General features: G+C 45.4%; 17 protein-coding genes. 10 read left to right on the top strand and 7 right to left on the bottom strand.

The annotated features are described in order from the left end of the window. Nucleotides 1-70 precede the first annotated feature (70 nt). Nucleotides 71-544, top strand: a complete 474-nt coding sequence (locus LU361_RS07775) for a hypothetical protein (RefSeq protein WP_233088290.1) — start codon at nucleotides 71-73, stop codon at nucleotides 542-544. A 113-nt stretch (nucleotides 545-657) separates the two neighbouring features. Then, nucleotides 658-1,140: an RDD family protein gene (locus LU361_RS07770; protein WP_233088289.1), complete on the top strand. Its 483-nt coding sequence runs from the start codon at nucleotides 658-660 to the stop codon at nucleotides 1,138-1,140. Nucleotides 1,141-1,253: 113 nt separating this feature from the next. Here the strand turns inward: LU361_RS07770 and lptG are convergent, their stop codons facing one another. Both lptG and lptF read right to left on the bottom strand, forming a co-directional pair. After that, on the bottom strand, nucleotides 1,254-2,315 hold the full coding sequence (lptG, locus tag LU361_RS07765; RefSeq protein ID WP_233088288.1) for an LPS export ABC transporter permease LptG: 1,062 nt from the start codon (nucleotides 2,313-2,315) through the stop codon (nucleotides 1,254-1,256). Further along, complete coding sequence (gene lptF, locus LU361_RS07760; RefSeq protein ID WP_233088287.1) at nucleotides 2,302-3,411, bottom strand: LPS export ABC transporter permease LptF; 1,110 nt, start codon at nucleotides 3,409-3,411, stop codon at nucleotides 2,302-2,304. Before lptF ends, lptG begins: the two co-directional genes overlap by 14 nt. 486 nt (nucleotides 3,412-3,897) lie before the next feature. Between lptF and LU361_RS07755 the strand changes: the two genes are divergently transcribed. From LU361_RS07755 to LU361_RS07740, 4 genes are all read left to right on the top strand, one after another. Then, the gene (locus LU361_RS07755) at nucleotides 3,898-5,376 is read left to right on the top strand and encodes a leucyl aminopeptidase (RefSeq protein ID WP_233088286.1); all 1,479 of its coding nucleotides are present in this window, start codon (nucleotides 3,898-3,900) and stop codon (nucleotides 5,374-5,376) included. A 12-nt stretch (nucleotides 5,377-5,388) separates the two neighbouring features. Beyond that, nucleotides 5,389-5,823, top strand: coding sequence for a DNA polymerase III subunit chi (locus tag LU361_RS07750; protein WP_233088285.1), 435 nt, complete (start codon nucleotides 5,389-5,391; stop codon nucleotides 5,821-5,823). Nucleotides 5,824-5,995: 172 nt separating this feature from the next. Continuing rightward, nucleotides 5,996-8,776, top strand: a complete 2,781-nt coding sequence (locus tag LU361_RS07745) for a valine--tRNA ligase (protein WP_233089509.1) — start codon at nucleotides 5,996-5,998, stop codon at nucleotides 8,774-8,776. Nucleotides 8,777-8,924: 148 nt separating this feature from the next. Continuing rightward, on the top strand, nucleotides 8,925-9,149 hold the full coding sequence (locus tag LU361_RS07740) for a hypothetical protein (RefSeq protein ID WP_233088284.1): 225 nt from the start codon (nucleotides 8,925-8,927) through the stop codon (nucleotides 9,147-9,149). Nucleotides 9,150-9,452: 303 nt separating this feature from the next. On the opposite strand, the gene LU361_RS07735 is transcribed toward LU361_RS07740, so the two are convergent. After that, on the bottom strand, nucleotides 9,453-9,854 hold the full coding sequence (locus LU361_RS07735; protein WP_233088283.1) for an energy transducer TonB: 402 nt from the start codon (nucleotides 9,852-9,854) through the stop codon (nucleotides 9,453-9,455). Between the two features lie 451 nt (nucleotides 9,855-10,305). Then, entirely contained in the window at nucleotides 10,306-11,337 is a 1,032-nt protein-coding gene (locus LU361_RS20290) for a M15 family metallopeptidase (RefSeq protein ID WP_233088282.1), read from the bottom strand. A 264-nt stretch (nucleotides 11,338-11,601) separates the two neighbouring features. Between LU361_RS20290 and LU361_RS07725 the strand changes: the two genes are divergently transcribed. Together LU361_RS07725 and LU361_RS07720 are read left to right on the top strand one after the other, a co-directional pair. Then, nucleotides 11,602-12,705, top strand: coding sequence for a phosphoribosylaminoimidazolesuccinocarboxamide synthase (locus LU361_RS07725; protein WP_233088281.1), 1,104 nt, complete (start codon nucleotides 11,602-11,604; stop codon nucleotides 12,703-12,705). Between the two features lie 210 nt (nucleotides 12,706-12,915). After that, nucleotides 12,916-13,431 (top strand): 3'-5' exonuclease, encoded by a 516-nt coding sequence (locus LU361_RS07720; RefSeq protein WP_233089508.1) that lies wholly within the window; start codon nucleotides 12,916-12,918, stop codon nucleotides 13,429-13,431. Here LU361_RS07720 and LU361_RS07715 read toward each other — a convergent pair. The 3 genes from LU361_RS07715 to LU361_RS07705 all read right to left on the bottom strand — a co-directional run bounded on the left by LU361_RS07715 (nucleotide 13,428) and on the right by LU361_RS07705 (nucleotide 15,269). Further along, nucleotides 13,428-13,922, bottom strand: coding sequence for a dihydrofolate reductase (locus tag LU361_RS07715; RefSeq protein WP_233088280.1), 495 nt, complete (start codon nucleotides 13,920-13,922; stop codon nucleotides 13,428-13,430). The genes LU361_RS07720 and LU361_RS07715 overlap by 4 nt on opposite strands. 102 nt (nucleotides 13,923-14,024) lie before the next feature. Next, nucleotides 14,025-14,657 (bottom strand): glutathione S-transferase family protein, encoded by a 633-nt coding sequence (locus tag LU361_RS07710; RefSeq protein ID WP_233088279.1) that lies wholly within the window; start codon nucleotides 14,655-14,657, stop codon nucleotides 14,025-14,027. A gap of 36 nt (nucleotides 14,658-14,693) precedes the next feature. Continuing rightward, the gene (locus LU361_RS07705) at nucleotides 14,694-15,269 is read right to left on the bottom strand and encodes a PhnA domain-containing protein (RefSeq protein WP_233088278.1); all 576 of its coding nucleotides are present in this window, start codon (nucleotides 15,267-15,269) and stop codon (nucleotides 14,694-14,696) included. 387 nt (nucleotides 15,270-15,656) lie between these two features. Here LU361_RS07705 and LU361_RS07700 point away from each other — a divergent pair, with 387 nt between their 5' ends. Together LU361_RS07700 and LU361_RS07695 are read left to right on the top strand one after the other, a co-directional pair. Beyond that, nucleotides 15,657-16,076, top strand: a complete 420-nt coding sequence (locus LU361_RS07700; protein WP_233088277.1) for a hypothetical protein — start codon at nucleotides 15,657-15,659, stop codon at nucleotides 16,074-16,076. Nucleotides 16,077-16,314: 238 nt separating this feature from the next. Beyond that, nucleotides 16,315-16,764 (top strand): globin family protein, encoded by a 450-nt coding sequence (locus LU361_RS07695; protein WP_233088276.1) that lies wholly within the window; start codon nucleotides 16,315-16,317, stop codon nucleotides 16,762-16,764. The last annotated feature ends 20 nt before the right edge of the window (nucleotides 16,765-16,784 follow it).

The following is a 16,784-nucleotide window of genomic DNA, read 5'->3' as shown; positions in this document are numbered from 1 at the left end:
GGAAACTTACTGCTTAAACACCGCCAGCGACAGGCAACATCAGACATGCCTCATAAAGCTCTTCGTGACAATGTCGCTCGCCTTTCTAATTTCCACTCACACCCTCTTTTCATTTGCAGAACAAACAACCAATCAATCGCTGATATTCTTACCGGATTATTTATACCCAGACGAGCGTGTCAAAGGTGCAATTATTGAAGGCAAAGGCGAAGATCGACACTTTAGCGCATACGGCCTCGACAACAGCGCACTAGAAATATCCGCAGCACATTTTTTTGATACCAGCTTGAATACCACACAACGACTCATGAACCACAACTGGATCTACCAGTCCTATCACGACATTGAACTGGAAAGCGGCAGTCGATTCTTTTCTAACCTGCTAAAATCAAGCCTGAAAACTTATTGGCAGTCATTCCATCAGAGAAAGCTCGCCCACACCGTATTACCAGACGCAACCGGCAATGGAAAAATCAACGAATTTGATTACAAAATGCGTTTAAAAGACGACTCCATCAAAGTCTCTGTTAAATACGAATTTTAGCGCTAATTGACATTAACCCCTTAAACAAACGCTCGTGCTTGTTTCGTCTGCGGCTGCGCACAAACACCATCTTTTGTTATGATTAGGCGCCTCTAAACACGCCGGTAACAAGAATGTCAGCAAGCGCCAACGCATCCGAAACAGAAAATACTTACCCCAACGCCCCGCTGTGGAAAAAATTCGCCGCGTTGGTGTACGACTATTTAGTGCTCGCCGCAGTCAGCATGGGGTACGGTGCGCTCGCGCTTTTGGTACAGGTAAAAATATTGCAGAAAACCTTCAACGAAGGGGAATTGGGGGATTTTGGGCCCGCTGGTTTCTTTGGCTGGGTGCTCGTTATTTTCGCCTTTTATTGTTATTTCTGGCGTCGTGGCGGGCAAACGTTAGGCATGCGAGCTTGGCGACTTAAAATCTTAACCCAAGACGATGAAAAGCCAGGCTGGAGCCACTGTATCATTCGATCCATTGTCGCGCCGTTGAGCCTAGCGGCAGGTTTACTCGGCTATTTTTGGCAACTGGTTGATCCAAGCAATCTGACATTACACGATCGCCTCAGTAAAACCAAAATCGTGCAATTACCAAAGCGAAAAAAATAAACCTTCATCAATCGCGGCAATACACTAAAAACACTGAGCGAAAAGAATCGAGGAACCTTCAGTTAAAGGTATTTAGAGAATACCCAACAAATTCTCGATTCTTTTCACCTGAATTACCGGTAACGCGCTAAAACCCAAACTCCTGCCGCAGCACAAATAATAATAGGAATGGCAACGGCAATGAGCGGTGAAAAGCCAAACACCAAGCTCGATGGCCCTAAGATTGTTTGACTGGTTCGAAACGCAACCCCCACCATAACTCCAGTAAAAACCCTGAAACCTGTGGTCACTTGCCGCAGTGGGCCAAAAATAAAAGAAACAGCAATTAAAACCAAACTGATTGTGGCAAACGGTTGTAATACTTTTTCCCAAAAGACCAACCAATATTTTTGCGTCGGCAACCCTTGCTGCTCACGGAAATCAGCGTAAGTGTATAAATCGCGAATAGACAGCGACTCTTCTTGCAACACCAAAACGTTTAATAATTGCGGAGTCAGTCGAGTATCCCACGGTCGAGTTTCGTAGGTTTTGGTATTAACGGAATCCGGTAAAAAAATGGTCTCACGCACATTTTCTTCTACCCAACTGCCATTTGTGTAAATCGCCAAATCCGCTTGGCTTGAACGCAGGAGCTTGCCGTCTTGGTCGTATAAATAACGACTGACACCGAACAATTTACCGTTCGATTGCACGGCATTAAAATGCATAAACTCATCGCCGTCTCGACTCCACAAACCAACGTCAGAATCTTCAACCTGGCTGTCACCCCGGGCAATCGCTCGATTACTTTCCGCAATTTGATCCGTAATCGGCGCAACAAATTCACCCACTAACGCGCCGACAAACACCAACGCTAAAACCGGTTGAAGCACCAGCCACGTGATGCGCAGTACCGAAATACCAGATGCTCGCATGACTACTAATTCACTGGTTCCAGCCAACAGTCCTAAACCAATCAAACAACCAATCAGTGCCGAAAACGGGATAAATTCAAACAACCGCCCCGGAATGCTCAATGCCGTGTACGCAAACGCCTCTTTTGCACCGTAGTTATTTTCCAAATCGGTGAATTCATCGATAAGAGAAAATAGCGTGTCTAAACCGACAATCACCAACAGAACAACAAAAATTGCACCGGCAATGGTTTTGCCAACGTAACGACTAAGCCTGCGCATGTTTCACCTTCGATTTTTTGCCAGTAAACCATGAACGCAAATCGGGACTTGAAAACAAGAACAAACCTATTGCTAAGAAAATTAGATTAATCAACCAAAAGCTGACCTGAGAGATTTTTTCATCTTCAATTGCTCCGCGCCCAACATTTAATGCCACCAAATACACCAAATAAATCAAGATTGCGGGGATCATTTTCGTATAACGACCCTGGCGAGGATTGGTGTAAGACAGAGGTACGGCAATCACCGTCAAAACAAACACCAGCGCGGGTAAAGTTAAACGCCATTGCAGTGCGGCTTGAGAGTCAGGATTGGGATCGCCTAATAATTCCAGGGTTGGCGTGCGGTCGCTGGCAGATTTGTAGCGAATTTCCGGTTCATCCAATTGTTGCGCGTAAGAATCAAACTCAACAATACGGAAATTATTGGTGCCCGGAATTCCCTCCACTCGCGAGCCTTCATTGATTTGCAGATACTTTCGACCGTATTGTTCGACAATGATTTGTTCGCCGTCTTTGGCTTTCACAAGCGTCAGTTGTGGGCCTAATTCAGATTCGCTGACACCGGCAACAAAAACATCGAACATGGATTTTCGATCATCGCTCAATGACTGAGTATAAATAACCGAAGAGCCTTCATCTAACGACTGAAACTGTGCCGGTGTTAAGGTTTCGAACTCACTGCGTGCTTTTGCTTGCTCCAACAATGTATTGGAATGATCCAACCCTAGCGGGCTCAGCCACAAACTTAATGCAGCCACCATCAAAGCCACCCCAGTTGCCGGGCCTAACGTATAAGCGAGCAAGCGTTTTTTACTGAATCCGCAGGCAAACAACGCCGTCATTTCACTGTCGACGTACATCCGACCAAGGGCTAACAACAGCGCGATAAAAAAGCTCAGCGGCAACACCAATTCCAACACCACCGGAATTCGAAGCGCAATCACGGAAAATAAAATATCGGAGGGAATGCGGCCCGAGGCAGCCTCAGCCAAGTATCGCCCAAATCGACTGCTGAGAATAATAAATACCAGAACCAGACTCACCGCCGCCATGCTGGTAAAAATTTCTCTTGAAAGGTAGCGAAAAATAATCAAAGGAACACTTCGTTCAAAATATAAAAATACAATTGTGTATTATGCAAATGTTTTACGCAGCCAGAATAGTTTTTTCGTCATAGCTACGTGCGCAAGAAAACAGAAGTCGTTTAATTTGACGTTACGTCATATTTAGATTCGGTTTTCAAAGTTAACGATGGTAAATTACCGGTTTATAGCGTCTTTCTGAGACAAGAAAAATTGTAAGTAATTTGCAGTCGATTGGCGAAGTTTACCGGATTCCTCAAACCGCACCGCAAACCAGAACGTTTTTTAAACAATCTTTTCACTTTTCTCACGTTGACAACAACGATGTATGACAGCGTTTGTCCCGAATGAGATTGTAAAAGATATTCTTCAGAAATAACGACGACCAACGAAAAATAAAAGTTTTTGATGAGCGTTCCCCGCAGACACTCGTTCACATTGACGTAGAAATTTAACTTATTCAATTTTCATTTTGACTGTAAACAACGGATTACCAATATGAATTTTCAGGCGAAAGTCCTCGACACCCTCAAAGTAAAAACCGACTGCCTCGTGCTGGGCATTTACGATGGAGCGCTCACCCCCAGCGCTGAAGTTGTGGATAGCGCCTGTGACAATGTCATCAGCAACCTGATCAAATCTCTCGATTTCAAACCCGCTGTTGGTAAAACCTTGGTCGTTCCTGCCGTCACTGGCGTAGCGGCAAGCCGATTATTACTGGTTGGCCTAGGAAAACAAGACGCGTTGACCAGCGACAAATTGAAAAAAGCCCTGACATCGGCGGCAAAATCGTTGTTGGCAACCCCGTCAAAAACCGCGGTTATCACCTTTGACGATATAGATGCGGGCGACATCAGCAGCGACTGGATTGCCTGCCAAGGTGCTCAACTGATTACCCACGCCAGTTACAAATACGACACCACCAAATCCGAAAAAGCCAAACCAGCACCGCTGAAAACCGTTGTCTTCGCAGCCAGCAAAGAATCACTAAAAGACGTTAAAGGCGGTATGACGCGCGGCCAGGGTATTGGCATCGGCGTGAACTACACACGCCAACTCGGTAATCTTCCGGGCAACATTTGTACCCCGGCGTTCCTTGCCAAAGAAGCGCGCAGCCTCGCTCGCAATCAGCCCAAGCTCACCGTTAAAATTCTGAAAGAAAAAGACATGCGCGAGCTGAAAATGGGATCGCTATTGTCGGTATCCGCTGGCAGTGACGAAGAAGCCCATCTGATCGTTATGGAATACAAAGGCGGCGCAAAAACCAAAAAGCCACACGTGCTTGTGGGTAAAGGCATCACTTTCGATACCGGCGGCATCAGCTTAAAGCCTGGCAATGCGATGGATGAAATGAAGTTTGATATGTGTGGCGCGGCCAGTGTATTCGGCACTATGAAAGCCATGATCGAATTGCAGCCTTCTGTAAACGTTGTCGCTGTGGTTGCGGCGTCTGAAAATATGCCAAACGGCAAAGCCACCAAGCCTGGCGATATCGTCACATCCATGTCTGGGCAAACCATTGAAGTACTCAACACCGACGCCGAAGGCCGCTTGGTATTGTGTGATGCGTTGACCTACGTTGAGCGTTACAAACCAGAAACTGTCATCGACATCGCCACCCTAACCGGCGCTTGCATTGTTGCCCTGGGTAAACACGTGTGTGGTTTGTACAGCAACGACGACGACTTCGCCAATGAACTGCAAAGTTTGAGTATGGATGTGTGCGACAAAGCTTGGCACATGCCGTTGTTCGACGAGTACCAACAACAGCTCGACAGCAACTTCGCCGACATCGCTAACATTGGCGGTCCCGCAGGCGGCAGCGTTACCGCAGCGTGTTTCTTGTCGCGCTTCACCAAAGAATACACTTGGGCACACTTGGATATCGCAGGTGTCGCGCATTTATCTGGCGCAGCCAAAGGCGCAACCGGTCGCCCTGTTCCACTACTGACTGAATACCTACTCAGCAAAGCGTAAGGCAACACTGCAATGACTCATATCGACTTTTACATTCTCAGCTCCGCCGACGAAAACGCTCGTTTAGCATTTGTCTCTAAGCTGGCTGAGAAAATCTTCCAGGCGCGTAGACAGCTGGTCATCGCCACCGAAGATGAAAGTACCAGTCAATTGGTGAGTCAGCAATTGTGGTCAGCCAGACCGGAATCATTTCTCGCCCACGATTTGGGCGAGAAATTCCAACAACCCAGCGAGGCGATTATTGTGACCAATAATCAACCTCACCCTCATTGCCACGATGTTCTGATCAACCTCACCGAGGGCGTTCTTGAAAATCACTTCAGTCGTTTTCAACGCTTGGTGGAAGTCGTCAATCAGAACGAAGACACTCTCGCCCGCAGCCGAAAGACGTTTCAGTTTTATCGCGAACGCGGCTACCCCATTAAATCGCACAAGCTAAAACACTAACCCGCTATTTAGTCTGAATCTTTGTCGGGCTAGCTAGGCGCTATATCGACGCCTTGGTATACTGAGCCCCTTTTTTTCGCTCAACGCGCATTCGTACTTTTGTGCCTCAAATTTTCTTTAGATATCTGTAATTATGTCTGATCAACAAACGCCAGAGACTCAAACCACTGGACTGGCGAAAGCCTACCAACCCTCAGAAATTGAAACGCCGCTTTACCAGCACTGGGAAAGCCAAGGTTACTTCGCACCTCAAGGTGACGGAGAGCCATTCAGCATCATGATTCCACCGCCAAACGTCACCGGCTATTTGCACATGGGACACGGCTTCCAGGAATCCATCATGGATGCGCTGATTCGCTACAACCGCATGCTCGGCAAAAAGACCTTGTGGCAAGTGGGCACCGACCACGCCGGTATCGCCACGCAAATGGTTGTAGAGCGTTTGTTGGAAGCTGAAGGCACTAACCGCCATGAGTTGGGTCGGGAAAAGTTCATCGACCGCGTTTGGGACTGGAAAGAACACTCTGGTGGGCAAATTACTCAGCAACTTCGCCGCCTTGGCGCCTCTCCCGATTGGAGCCGCGAGCGCTTCACCATGGACGACGGCTTCTATAAAGCGGTACAAGAAGTTTTCATCAAACTGTACGAAGACAAACTGATATACCGCGGCAAACGCTTGGTGAATTGGGACCCGAAACTCAAAACCGCTGTTTCTGATCTCGAAGTATTAAGCGAAGAAGAAAACGGCTTTTTGTGGCACTTACGTTATCCGGTAACCGATGAAAATGGCAAGGTTTTACAACACCTAACCGTTGCCACCACGCGCCCAGAGACCATGCTCGGCGATACCGCCGTTGCGGTGAATCCCAACGATGAGCGCTATCAAGACATTATTGGTAAAACGATTACCTTGCCGTTAGTGGGTCGTGAAATTCCAATCATCGCCGATGATTATGTCGACCAAGAATTCGGTACCGGCTGCGTTAAAATTACGCCGGCGCACGATTTTAACGACTACGAAATGGGCCAGCGTCACAAACTACCGATGATCAACATCTTGGATGACGACGCCAACATCAACGATAACGCGCCAGAAAAATACCGCGGTATGGATCGTTTTGAAGCGCGCAAACAAGTTGTTGCCGATTTCGAAGCCGCAGGTTTATTGGAAAAAATCGACGATCACAAATTGAAAGTACCGCGCGGCGATCGCTCGGGCGTGGTTATCGAGCCGTACCTCACGGATCAGTGGTACGTGAAGACTCAACCATTGGCCGACGAAGCCATCAAAGCGGTTGAAGGCGGCGATATTCAGTTTGTTCCCAAGCAATACGAAAACATGTATTTCTCGTGGATGCGTGATATTCAAGATTGGTGTATCTCGCGTCAGCTTTGGTGGGGTCATCGTATTCCCGCTTGGTACGACGAACAAGGCAACGTTTATGTTGGGCGCAGTGAAGAAGAAATTCGCGAGCGTGAAAACATCGATGCCTCAGTAACCCTAACCCAAGACGAAGACGTTCTCGACACCTGGTTCTCTTCCGGCCTTTGGACCTTTGGTACGCTCGGATGGCCAGAGCAAACCGAATTTCTGAAAACCTTCCACCCGTCGTCAGTATTGGTGACCGGTTTTGACATCATTTTCTTCTGGGTTGCACGCATGATCATGCTGACCCTGCACTTCAAAAAAGAAGTGCCTTTCCACACGGTTTATGTGCACGGCTTAGTGCGCGACAGCCAAGGCCAGAAGATGTCGAAATCCAAGGGTAACGTGCTCGATCCGATCGACTTGATCGACGGCGTTGATCTCGACACGCTCTTGGACAAACGCACCTCCGGCATGATGCAGCCGCAGATGCAGAAAAAAATCACCAAGCAGACGAAAAAAGAATTCCCAGACGGCATTGAAAGCTACGGTACTGATGCTCTGCGCTTTACCTATTACTCATTGGCATCGACCGGTCGTGACATCAACTTTGATGTAGGCCGAATCGAAGGTTTCCGCAATTTCTGTAACAAAATTTGGAACGCTGCCAACTACGTATTGATGAACTGCGAAGGCCAAGATTGCGGACAAGACAATTCCACCGATTACGAATTGTCGAAGGCTGATCGTTGGATTATTTCGCTGCTGCAACAAACCGAAGCCGCAGTGAAAGAAGGCATTGAAACCTACCGTTTCGACCTTGCGACCCAGGCACTCTATAACTTTATTTGGCAAGAATACTGTAGCTGGTACTTAGAACTGTGTAAGCCGGCGCTGAACAGTGATGATTACACCGACGCTCAAAAACGCGGTACTCGCCGCACGCTCGTTCGCGTGTTAGAAACCGTGCTTCGCTTGGCGCATCCATTCATGCCGTTTATCACCGAAGAAATTTGGCAGAAAGTGAAAGGACTCGCGGCAGTTGAAGGCGACACCATCATGTACGCCACTTATCCACAGGCCGATAACAGCAAGATCGACCAGAATGCTATCGATGATATCGAGTGGCTCAAAGTGGTCATCACCACCATTCGTAACATTCGCGGTGAAATGAACATATCCCAGGCGAAAGCGTTACCGGTCTACTTCCAGAGCACCAACGCCGACAACCAAGCCAAGCTCGAAAGCAACCAAGCATTCTTAACCAAGCTTGCTAACCTCGACACCATCACTTGGTTACAAACAGGCGAAGAAGCACCGTTATCTGCCACCGGTTTGGCCGCTGATATGGACGTGTTTGTACCCATGGCAGGGTTGATCGATTTAGACGCTGAGCTAGCTCGCCTAAACAAAGAAATCGACAAACTCGAAAAAGAAGTGGCGCGTATTAACGGCAAACTCAACAACGAAAAATTTGTGGGTAAGGCTCCCGCTGACGTAGTACAAAAAGAGAAAGACAAGCTTTCCGACTACCAAGCCGCGCTCGCAAAATTAGTGGATCAACGCGAAAAAATCGCCAACTTGTAACAGCGATGCACCCTTTCAACAGCAGTGAAAGGGTGCAACAACCATAAAAAAAGCGGACATATAAATACTTTAATTGTTATACTCAATGTCTATACAATTAATAGCAGACTAAGACCTGCACTCTCTTAGCCTGAGAGGTTTTGATTTTATGTTCGATTTATACAGCAAGCACACTGCGGAGGGGTTAATGGCAGTCGGTGAGAAAAAGCGTAAAGTCAAAAAGAAGGACAGCCAGTTGATCGTTCGTATCAATGGCGAAGAGCGAGAAGAATTTATTAACTTGTGTGAGCATTTAGATACCAGCGCCGCAAGAGAGATTCGACACTTCATTCGAGACTTCATTAAGAAGCATTCAACGGATACGGAAGATTAGATTTACAGACAGGAAATTCCGATTTAGCGCGCTAGACTGACAAATCAGTTTAAGAATTTAACTTCTCTTAATGGCGGAATGTTTTAATAACGGAATATCTATTCCACATACCTATATTCCACGTACCTATTGTACCATTCCAAACACTGTTCCGGCTTTAATGAAGTAAGTGCTCTAATACGGGCACTGCATTAAGAGAAGCTATTGTCGTTCTTATTGTTTTAAGGGTTCTTACAGCGTTTTAAGCTTAAGAACCATCCATCACCCAAATAACTATTCAACACGCGATTATTCAATAGCCATTTACTCAATAGTTACTCGACCGGCCACACGTACGGCTTCTAACTCATAAACGTACTTTCTAACCAAACCTTGCACTTCAACGGTTTCGTCGCTTTTATCAGTTGCCGAAAATTTAGATGCTAATAAGGCACGTTTAGCGGAAACACCAAAAGTCCGGCGAGGAAATTCCTCAATAACTTTGACGTTAACGGGTTTGCCTTTGGCGTTCAAATCGTAAGACAACAGCACATAACCTTGTACGCCGTTTTTCACAGCGGCCATGGGATAAACTGGATCTACCCACTCCAAAACTGCAATATCGTCATGGCTGATGGTTGGCATGGCTTCTTCAGCCTGCGCTACAAACGCTGCCGAACAAGAGAACATCAAACCTGCCATCCACAATGTTAACTTTGACTTCATACTACCCTCCTGGAACAACCCAAAAATTGATAATCACCGCCATATTCACGGCTATTTTTTATTTACATATGAATATCAAACCGCTTTGGTTTATATTTAGTATATACATTGTATGACCTTAGTCAATGCGACAACTATATTTTAATATTATTGTAATATTTGTATGGTAGCGAATAATAATTAGAAAGATCGATAACGATAACGGCTTCAAACAAACGGCCGATTTAGAAAAGAAGCAACCTAAAAACCTGCAAAAATTAAGACAGAGTGTTCAAAAATCAACAGCCAGGGTCGGAAAGCTAGGAAGGGAAGAAAAAGGGTAAATTAAAGAAAAATAACGATGAAGCTCAACGGTTTAGACATTGAGCCTCCCGAAAACTTGAACAGTCGCCAATTCACGTAACGACTTTCAGGCGCTAATCATTAGGTTCGCACAGCCAGTATCAGCCACTCAAACTACCTTGATATGCCAAGGCTCAAAACGAACTCCCAGTTCATTTTCTGGCAGATAACGAATTTGAATGTAACCTAAATCCTGCATTTTTTTGAAGGTATCTGACTTGGCAAAATCGCCCGTGAAGTTCAACGCGCCCCAGCCTTTCTTACCAACATCGTAATCACCAATGCCATGAAATGAATATCCCGGTGGCGCCAGTGATCGCGACGCTCGCGATAGGTTATAAGACACCGATTTAGACTTAGCCAAGAATAAATGGATTTGCTTCACATTCGATCGAATGCCTGAGGTCAGAATGACATCGTCACCAACATCCTTAACCAATTTCTCGTAATGGGCCAAAGATTCGTCGCGATACAGGTAATGACCGCTACCTGGAACCTTATACACTTCTGACTTTTTAATTGATTGGGTCAAAGCATCACTCACCTTTTCGCCAAAAAAGCCGTAGTCGCTGGCATCTGTCTCAAACATCTGCTCAATGAAAGCCAACTCCGCTTCGGTAAACTTACCCACATCGGAATAATTCTTGGCGTAAGCTCGGGCTTGGTCAAAATCGATGACATTGAAGTGACCATGACCCACCAGAGACTGCAATCGTCCCAAACGGGCCAAGGTGTCATCGAGCACCGAATGCTGATTTTCGGCGAGAAAAATATCGTCGGTAAAATCGAGGGAAAAGTCTCGCACCTTTTCAGAGACTGATTGTGCAACCTTGCGGATTTCTGAGGTTTTTTGGAGCGTAGCCGGGCCGACATCTTCTAAAATAGGAACCTGCTCGGACTTCAAGTTGGGATCAGATAACGAGCGAAGATCAGAAACAGGCGCAATCAACGACGGCGCTTCGTTATCGCTCAACAGGATATCCACAGGTTGTGGCCGAACTCCACGCGTTACAGGGCCGCCGCGACCGACGTAACTCTCAACGAGTGCTGGGTCAGACTCATTTCGCCATAAACTTGGAATTTTTAGCTGGCTTGCAACTACAAACGTAGTCACACCCAACAACAACTGCCTACGATTCACCGCCACCTCCATGAGAAAGCTAAATTCCCAGAGCCTAAGTACCGTAATTAATAACTCTTAAAAGCAACTTAAGCGTTACAACTGCCATTCAATAATGCTAAAAACCAACAACGAATGCACGAAAAATACCGACCAAAGCCCCGCATTTGTGACGAAGAAACATCAAATCCTTCATCCGCTTAATCGATTCGCACAATAGAGTATTGTTGACGGCTTCTGTTAAAATAGTGTGTTTTCACCCTCATATCGATACAAACCCACATCATGACTTTAGCTCAAAAGATTCTCGCCAATAATAACGACCTTCCAATTCGCACCGACCAGCCCGTTCACAGCGGCAAAGTACGCTCTGTCTATTGGTTATCTGACGAAGACAGCGCGCGTTTAATCAATCAACGCGGCTACCCGGTGGCGAGCAACGCCCAGCTCGCGGTCATGGTGATCAGCGATCGACTCTCCGCCTTCGATTGCATTTGGCACGGAGAAAATGGTCTTCACGGCGTGCCGGGTAAAGGGGCTGCGCTCAATAGTATCGCGAGCTTTTGGTTTGATTCCTTCAAACAAGAAGGACTCGCACCCAGTCATATTTTAGACGTTCCGCATCCGCTGGTTTGGATTGTCCAGAAAGCCCGCCCCGTGAAAATTGAAGCCATTGCGCGCCAATACATTACCGGATCAATGTGGCGTGCATACGCCAAAGGCGAACGCGAATTTTGTGGTCAACGCCTTGAAGAAGGCCTAAGCCAAAACCAACGTTTAGAAGAATTACTCATCACTCCGTCGACCAAGGGCGTTCTAAAAGGTTTGGCCGGTGTTCCCGAAGCCGATGACGTGAACATCGCAAGAGCCGACATTGAACGCCACTACCAAAGCTTTGGCTTCGAACATTTAGACGATATCTCTCGCTACGAAACCTTGCTAAAACAAGGCTTCTCCGTGATCAGCAAACAACTTGATAAAATCGGCCAGATATTCGTTGATACCAAATTTGAATTTGGCTACGTCGATGATGCCGATGGCAACAGCCAGCTGATTTACATGGATGAAGTCGGCACACCTGATTCATCACGATTGTGGGACGCGGCAGAATTTAGCAACGGTAACGTTGTTGAAAACTCAAAAGAATTATTCCGACAAAAATTGTTGAGTTATTTTCCTGATCCAGACATTTTGTTAAATAAAGACAGAATGGACGAGCGCGAAAGCTTAGCGAAAAACAATGAACTACCTGCAGAAATCATGTTGGAAGTTTCTGGTGTTTACACCAACATGGCCGAACAAATCATTGGCTCGCCACTCTACAAACCAGAAAACCCACGCCAAGAAATTCTAGATGCGCTGAACGAAGAGTATAAACTTATTCAGTAAAGCATCTATTTTGGTAAATAGATCTACACAAGAAATCTCTGATTAACACCAATACAAATAACCTCTGCGTTAACGTTAATCGGAGATTCCTAACACTCTTTCCAGTTATTACAAATCGCTTTAACCGCCGGTTCGCAAATTTCATCTCTGACTTCTACTCTGAATATTCCAAGCTTAATTCCCACGCATTATTCAGAGGTCAGAATCTTGGTGATTCCCCCCAACATCATGGATATCGAAGCATCAGGCTTTGGGCCTGAAAGCTATCCCATCGAAATCGGATTGGTGCAATCAAACGGACAGCGATTTTCGCGACTGATAAAGCCGATTCCCGCGTGGCAGTTTTGGTGTATTGATGCTGAAAATGTTCACGGCATTAAGCGCGAAATGCTCGATCAACAAGGACATTCTATTAAAGACGTTGCTAAAGAACTGAATGAATTATTAGAGGGAAAAAAGATATACAGCGATTGCTGGGTTGTGGACAAACCCTGGCTTGATCGGATCTTTATTGCTTCGCGAATTAAACCTTTATTTTCGCTCAGCCCTCTGGAGGCCATTCTCCCAGATGAACAAATGGCGCATTGGCAACACTCAAAGGAAATCGTCACTAAGGAATTAAATGTAAGACGGCATCGCGCAAGCACCGATGCCTTAATCATTCAACAAACGTATCTTAAAAGTTTAGCGATGATGAATCGCCCGCTCGAACAATTCGGCGGCTAACCCCTTTTTCTTTCGTACACCGTAAAACCGTAACGATTTTTTTCATCCGGTTCGCTCACTGCCAATTCGGAACTTTGCCATTGGCTAAAATCGAATGTTGGAATATACGAATCACCATCAATTTCGGCATCGACCACGGTTTCAAATACGCGATCGGCAAACGGAAAAGCGGTTTGAAAAAAATGAACGCCACCAATAACAAAAATATCTTCAGATTCTTTTTTGGCAAGCTCAAACGCTTCTTCCAAACTTGCAGCGAGATGAATTCCTTCAACAGCCTGATAATCTTTTTGGCGAGTAATAACGATATTTAAACGGCCGGGTAATACCGATTTATGATCCTCATAAGTTCGGCGCCCCATAATAACAGGGCAACCCATCGTAATTTTTTTGAACCACGAAAATTCTTTCGGTAAATGCCACGGTAATTTTCCGTCGACACCGATACAATAGTTTTTTGCGCGCGCGTAAATCAGGTTAACTCGGGACATGCGTTTTCAACATCTAAATTAAAAAAGTAATTAACAAAAAGGCGCTGTATTTCAGCGCCTTTTATCGATGATGCAGTGGATTATACCCCGCAACAAATGCAATTAGCCAAGTAAACTTTTCACTCGTTCAGTGTGCGCACGCAGCGCATCGTGCTTACCCTCCTGCGGTGCCAATTTAGCTATTTTGGCAAAGGTCGACATCACCATTAAATCAATGTCAGCTTGGCTGGCAGAATCGTTGACGAGAAAAGCCTTATCGGCAAGCTCTGCATTGGCTTTATCCCAAAAAAAACCAAGGCGTTCTTTGCCTCGTTCAGCCAACGCCGGGATTTGTGCGACTTCACGCGGCCCTGGCAACGCTCGGTTTTCAAACATCGGATGACCATTACGTAAACACTCAACCAATGGAATAAAGCACTGTAGAAATACTTTATTCATCCAGCTCATAATCTCGACTTTTTCGATAGTATTACTGCCAAACAAGGGCTTTTCAGGGTAAAGCTCTTCGATTAGCGTCAAAATTGGCGTTGTCTCTGTGAATTGGCGACCATCTTCCATAATCACCACAGGAATCGTACCGTCTGGGTTTATCTCTAAATATTCTGGAGTCAGTTGTTGGCGAGCGGCAAAGTCAATCGTTTCGATATCAATATCCAAGCCTTTGAAAGCGATGGCAGCTTCTACGCGTCTGGGATTTGGGGCGATGTCATTGCTGTAGATTTTTTTTATTTTCATAGCTCTGTCCTAATGGATATGTGGAAATAATGATCGTTACAGGCTCTTTTTAACATACTGAGTTAACAAAACAATACGAGTTCCGTTCACTCTTCCCTCAATTTGAGTGGGATTGTTAGTTAGCGATATATTTCTCACTGCGGTACCGCGCTTAGCGACAAAGCTGGTGCCTTTTACGGCCAAATCCTTAGTAATAACAACACAATCACCCGCGTTTAACGCAACACCATGACAATCCAATGTGGGCTCTAAATCATCACCTGCACCGTCTGCGTCGGCCCAAAGACGGGTTTCATCTTCAATAAACATCGATTCCAACGCATCTTGAACCCACGATTGACTCTTAAATTGGTTCATAAGGCGCAAAACCAATACTTGCACTGGCGGATGCGGGCTCCACATGCCGTGCTGTAAACATCGCCAGTAGCTTTCATTTTGCGCTTGGTTGTCATGACCGAGAACATCCGCACAAGTGCTGCACACAGCAACGCTGGCGTCTTCAATGGAACGATCACCAGAGTTAGGAATGGCATAAACGCCCAGTGCATCATTGGCACCGCACAACTCACAATGCCCACCAGCTCGCACAATTACACGGGTCGTTATGTTCATATAAGCCTACTTAAATAAAATAACGCTACTTATAGCAGTTAATTTTATGGTTCATTGCATTAACGATTGGAAAAACGGCAAATGCATACCTGCTGTTATTCGTAATATTGCAGAAAGAACGCCGTTAGCATCGCAATTGCCAATCATACAACACTCGGTTAATTCAATTAACAGATTAGTCGACTCACCCGACAACAGGCAAAACCGTGAAAAAATTACGGGTAAAAATGAACAGATTGACGTATTTTGACGACTGCGTTTTTATGAAGTTAATGCTTATGCTGTGAATTCGGTTTTGATTTCATGGCCTGGTTAAAACAACAGAAATTTCGCCAGCGATGGTTGGATGTAGAAAAGTGACCACTCGCATTTCTAATAAAGGAATCCATGATGTTTGCAACAACCTTTAATTTCACCCCAATGGGAAGCCTTCCCAATTTTCCACTGTTCGATATCTACGCTCAACAAACACGTTCTCTCATTCAAATGCAACTCGCCTTTGCCGATATGATGACCATGGGATTAATCAGTGATTTCCGTGAAGAAGTTGAGCACTCAATGGTTGAAGGCGCAGACGTTGCCGAAACCTTAATTGAAAAACTACAAAACTTAGAAACGCAGTACGTTAATGAAACCGACAAACAATTCTTAGTGGACGATGCCATTAACAATGCCCAAGAGAATCTAAAAACTGTGATGCATGAGTTTGCTCTTGCGACAATGGCGTTACCTTTTCAGAGAATGTCCCCTAAACCTCCGCGAAAACGCTTTCCTGTTACCTTAGATGGCGAAGTCGTCAATAAATAACACACCAATTGCCGCAATCGTTTTGGGATCGCATTATTCACCCAATGAACGAACCTCTGATCAAGCTCGAATTTGCGCAAACTGAGTTATGTCAAATCAAAAACTTACCAAGCTGTTATAAATAATAAACCTTGGCAGCAGCTCTAGAGCCTATTTACACCCAATCAGTCTATTGTGAGGGATGTGAAAAGGCTCTGGGAGTTTGCAGAAAAAAAGCGAATTGACGAGGTTGACGACTGTGAATACTCAAGCCACAAAACCAGCAACCATCAATTACGAAGATATTTTTGATGCGAGTTATCAGCGTTTATTAGGAAATGGCAGTTACAACGTTGATCTAATTGATGAATTTTATCGGCTGTTCATTTCTAAATCGGATGTAATCGCACAGCTGTTTGCCAAAACCAACATGAGTGCGCAAAAAACCATGTTGCACGATTCTCTCGATACCTTGGTTGAATTTTCTAGAACCAAAACCATCACCCATTCGCTTGAAAAACTGGCAAGCATACACGGCAAATCTGGTAAGAATGTTCCTCTGTATTTATTCGATATTTGGTTAGACAGTTTAATGGAAGCACTTTTTGCCAAGGACCGAGCCTTTAATAAAACCGAAGAATTATCTTGGCGATTGGTTTTATCCCCCGGCATTACCTACATAAAATATTCTATTGGTAAACCTGCGTGAATTGATAATAACCTAGGGCC

This window comes from Sessilibacter corallicola, from assembly GCF_021290925.1.
Lineage (GTDB): Bacteria > Pseudomonadota > Gammaproteobacteria > Pseudomonadales > Cellvibrionaceae > Sessilibacter > Sessilibacter corallicola.
This window is presented reverse-complemented; position numbering and strand designations above follow the sequence as displayed.

Bases quoted from the DNA above. Each gene is read 5' to 3' on its own strand.
- LU361_RS07775 (WP_233088290.1), top strand. From the start codon at position 71: ATGTCGCTCGCCTTTCTAATTTCCACTCACACCCTCTTTTCATTTGCA.
- LU361_RS07770 (WP_233088289.1), top strand. From the start codon at position 658: ATGTCAGCAAGCGCCAACGCATCCGAAACAGAAAATACTTACCCCAAC.
- lptG (WP_233088288.1), bottom strand. From the start codon at position 2,315: ATGCGCAGGCTTAGTCGTTACGTTGGCAAAACCATTGCCGGTGCAATT.
- LU361_RS07755 (WP_233088286.1), top strand. From the start codon at position 3,898: ATGAATTTTCAGGCGAAAGTCCTCGACACCCTCAAAGTAAAAACCGAC.
- LU361_RS07750 (WP_233088285.1), top strand. From the start codon at position 5,389: ATGACTCATATCGACTTTTACATTCTCAGCTCCGCCGACGAAAACGCT.
- LU361_RS07740 (WP_233088284.1), top strand. From the start codon at position 8,925: ATGTTCGATTTATACAGCAAGCACACTGCGGAGGGGTTAATGGCAGTC.
- LU361_RS07735 (WP_233088283.1), bottom strand. From the start codon at position 9,854: ATGAAGTCAAAGTTAACATTGTGGATGGCAGGTTTGATGTTCTCTTGT.
- LU361_RS07725 (WP_233088281.1), top strand. From the start codon at position 11,602: ATGACTTTAGCTCAAAAGATTCTCGCCAATAATAACGACCTTCCAATT.
- LU361_RS07715 (WP_233088280.1), bottom strand. From the start codon at position 13,922: ATGTCCCGAGTTAACCTGATTTACGCGCGCGCAAAAAACTATTGTATC.
- LU361_RS07710 (WP_233088279.1), bottom strand. From the start codon at position 14,657: ATGAAAATAAAAAAAATCTACAGCAATGACATCGCCCCAAATCCCAGA.
- LU361_RS07705 (WP_233088278.1), bottom strand. From the start codon at position 15,269: ATGAACATAACGACCCGTGTAATTGTGCGAGCTGGTGGGCATTGTGAG.
- LU361_RS07700 (WP_233088277.1), top strand. From the start codon at position 15,657: ATGATGTTTGCAACAACCTTTAATTTCACCCCAATGGGAAGCCTTCCC.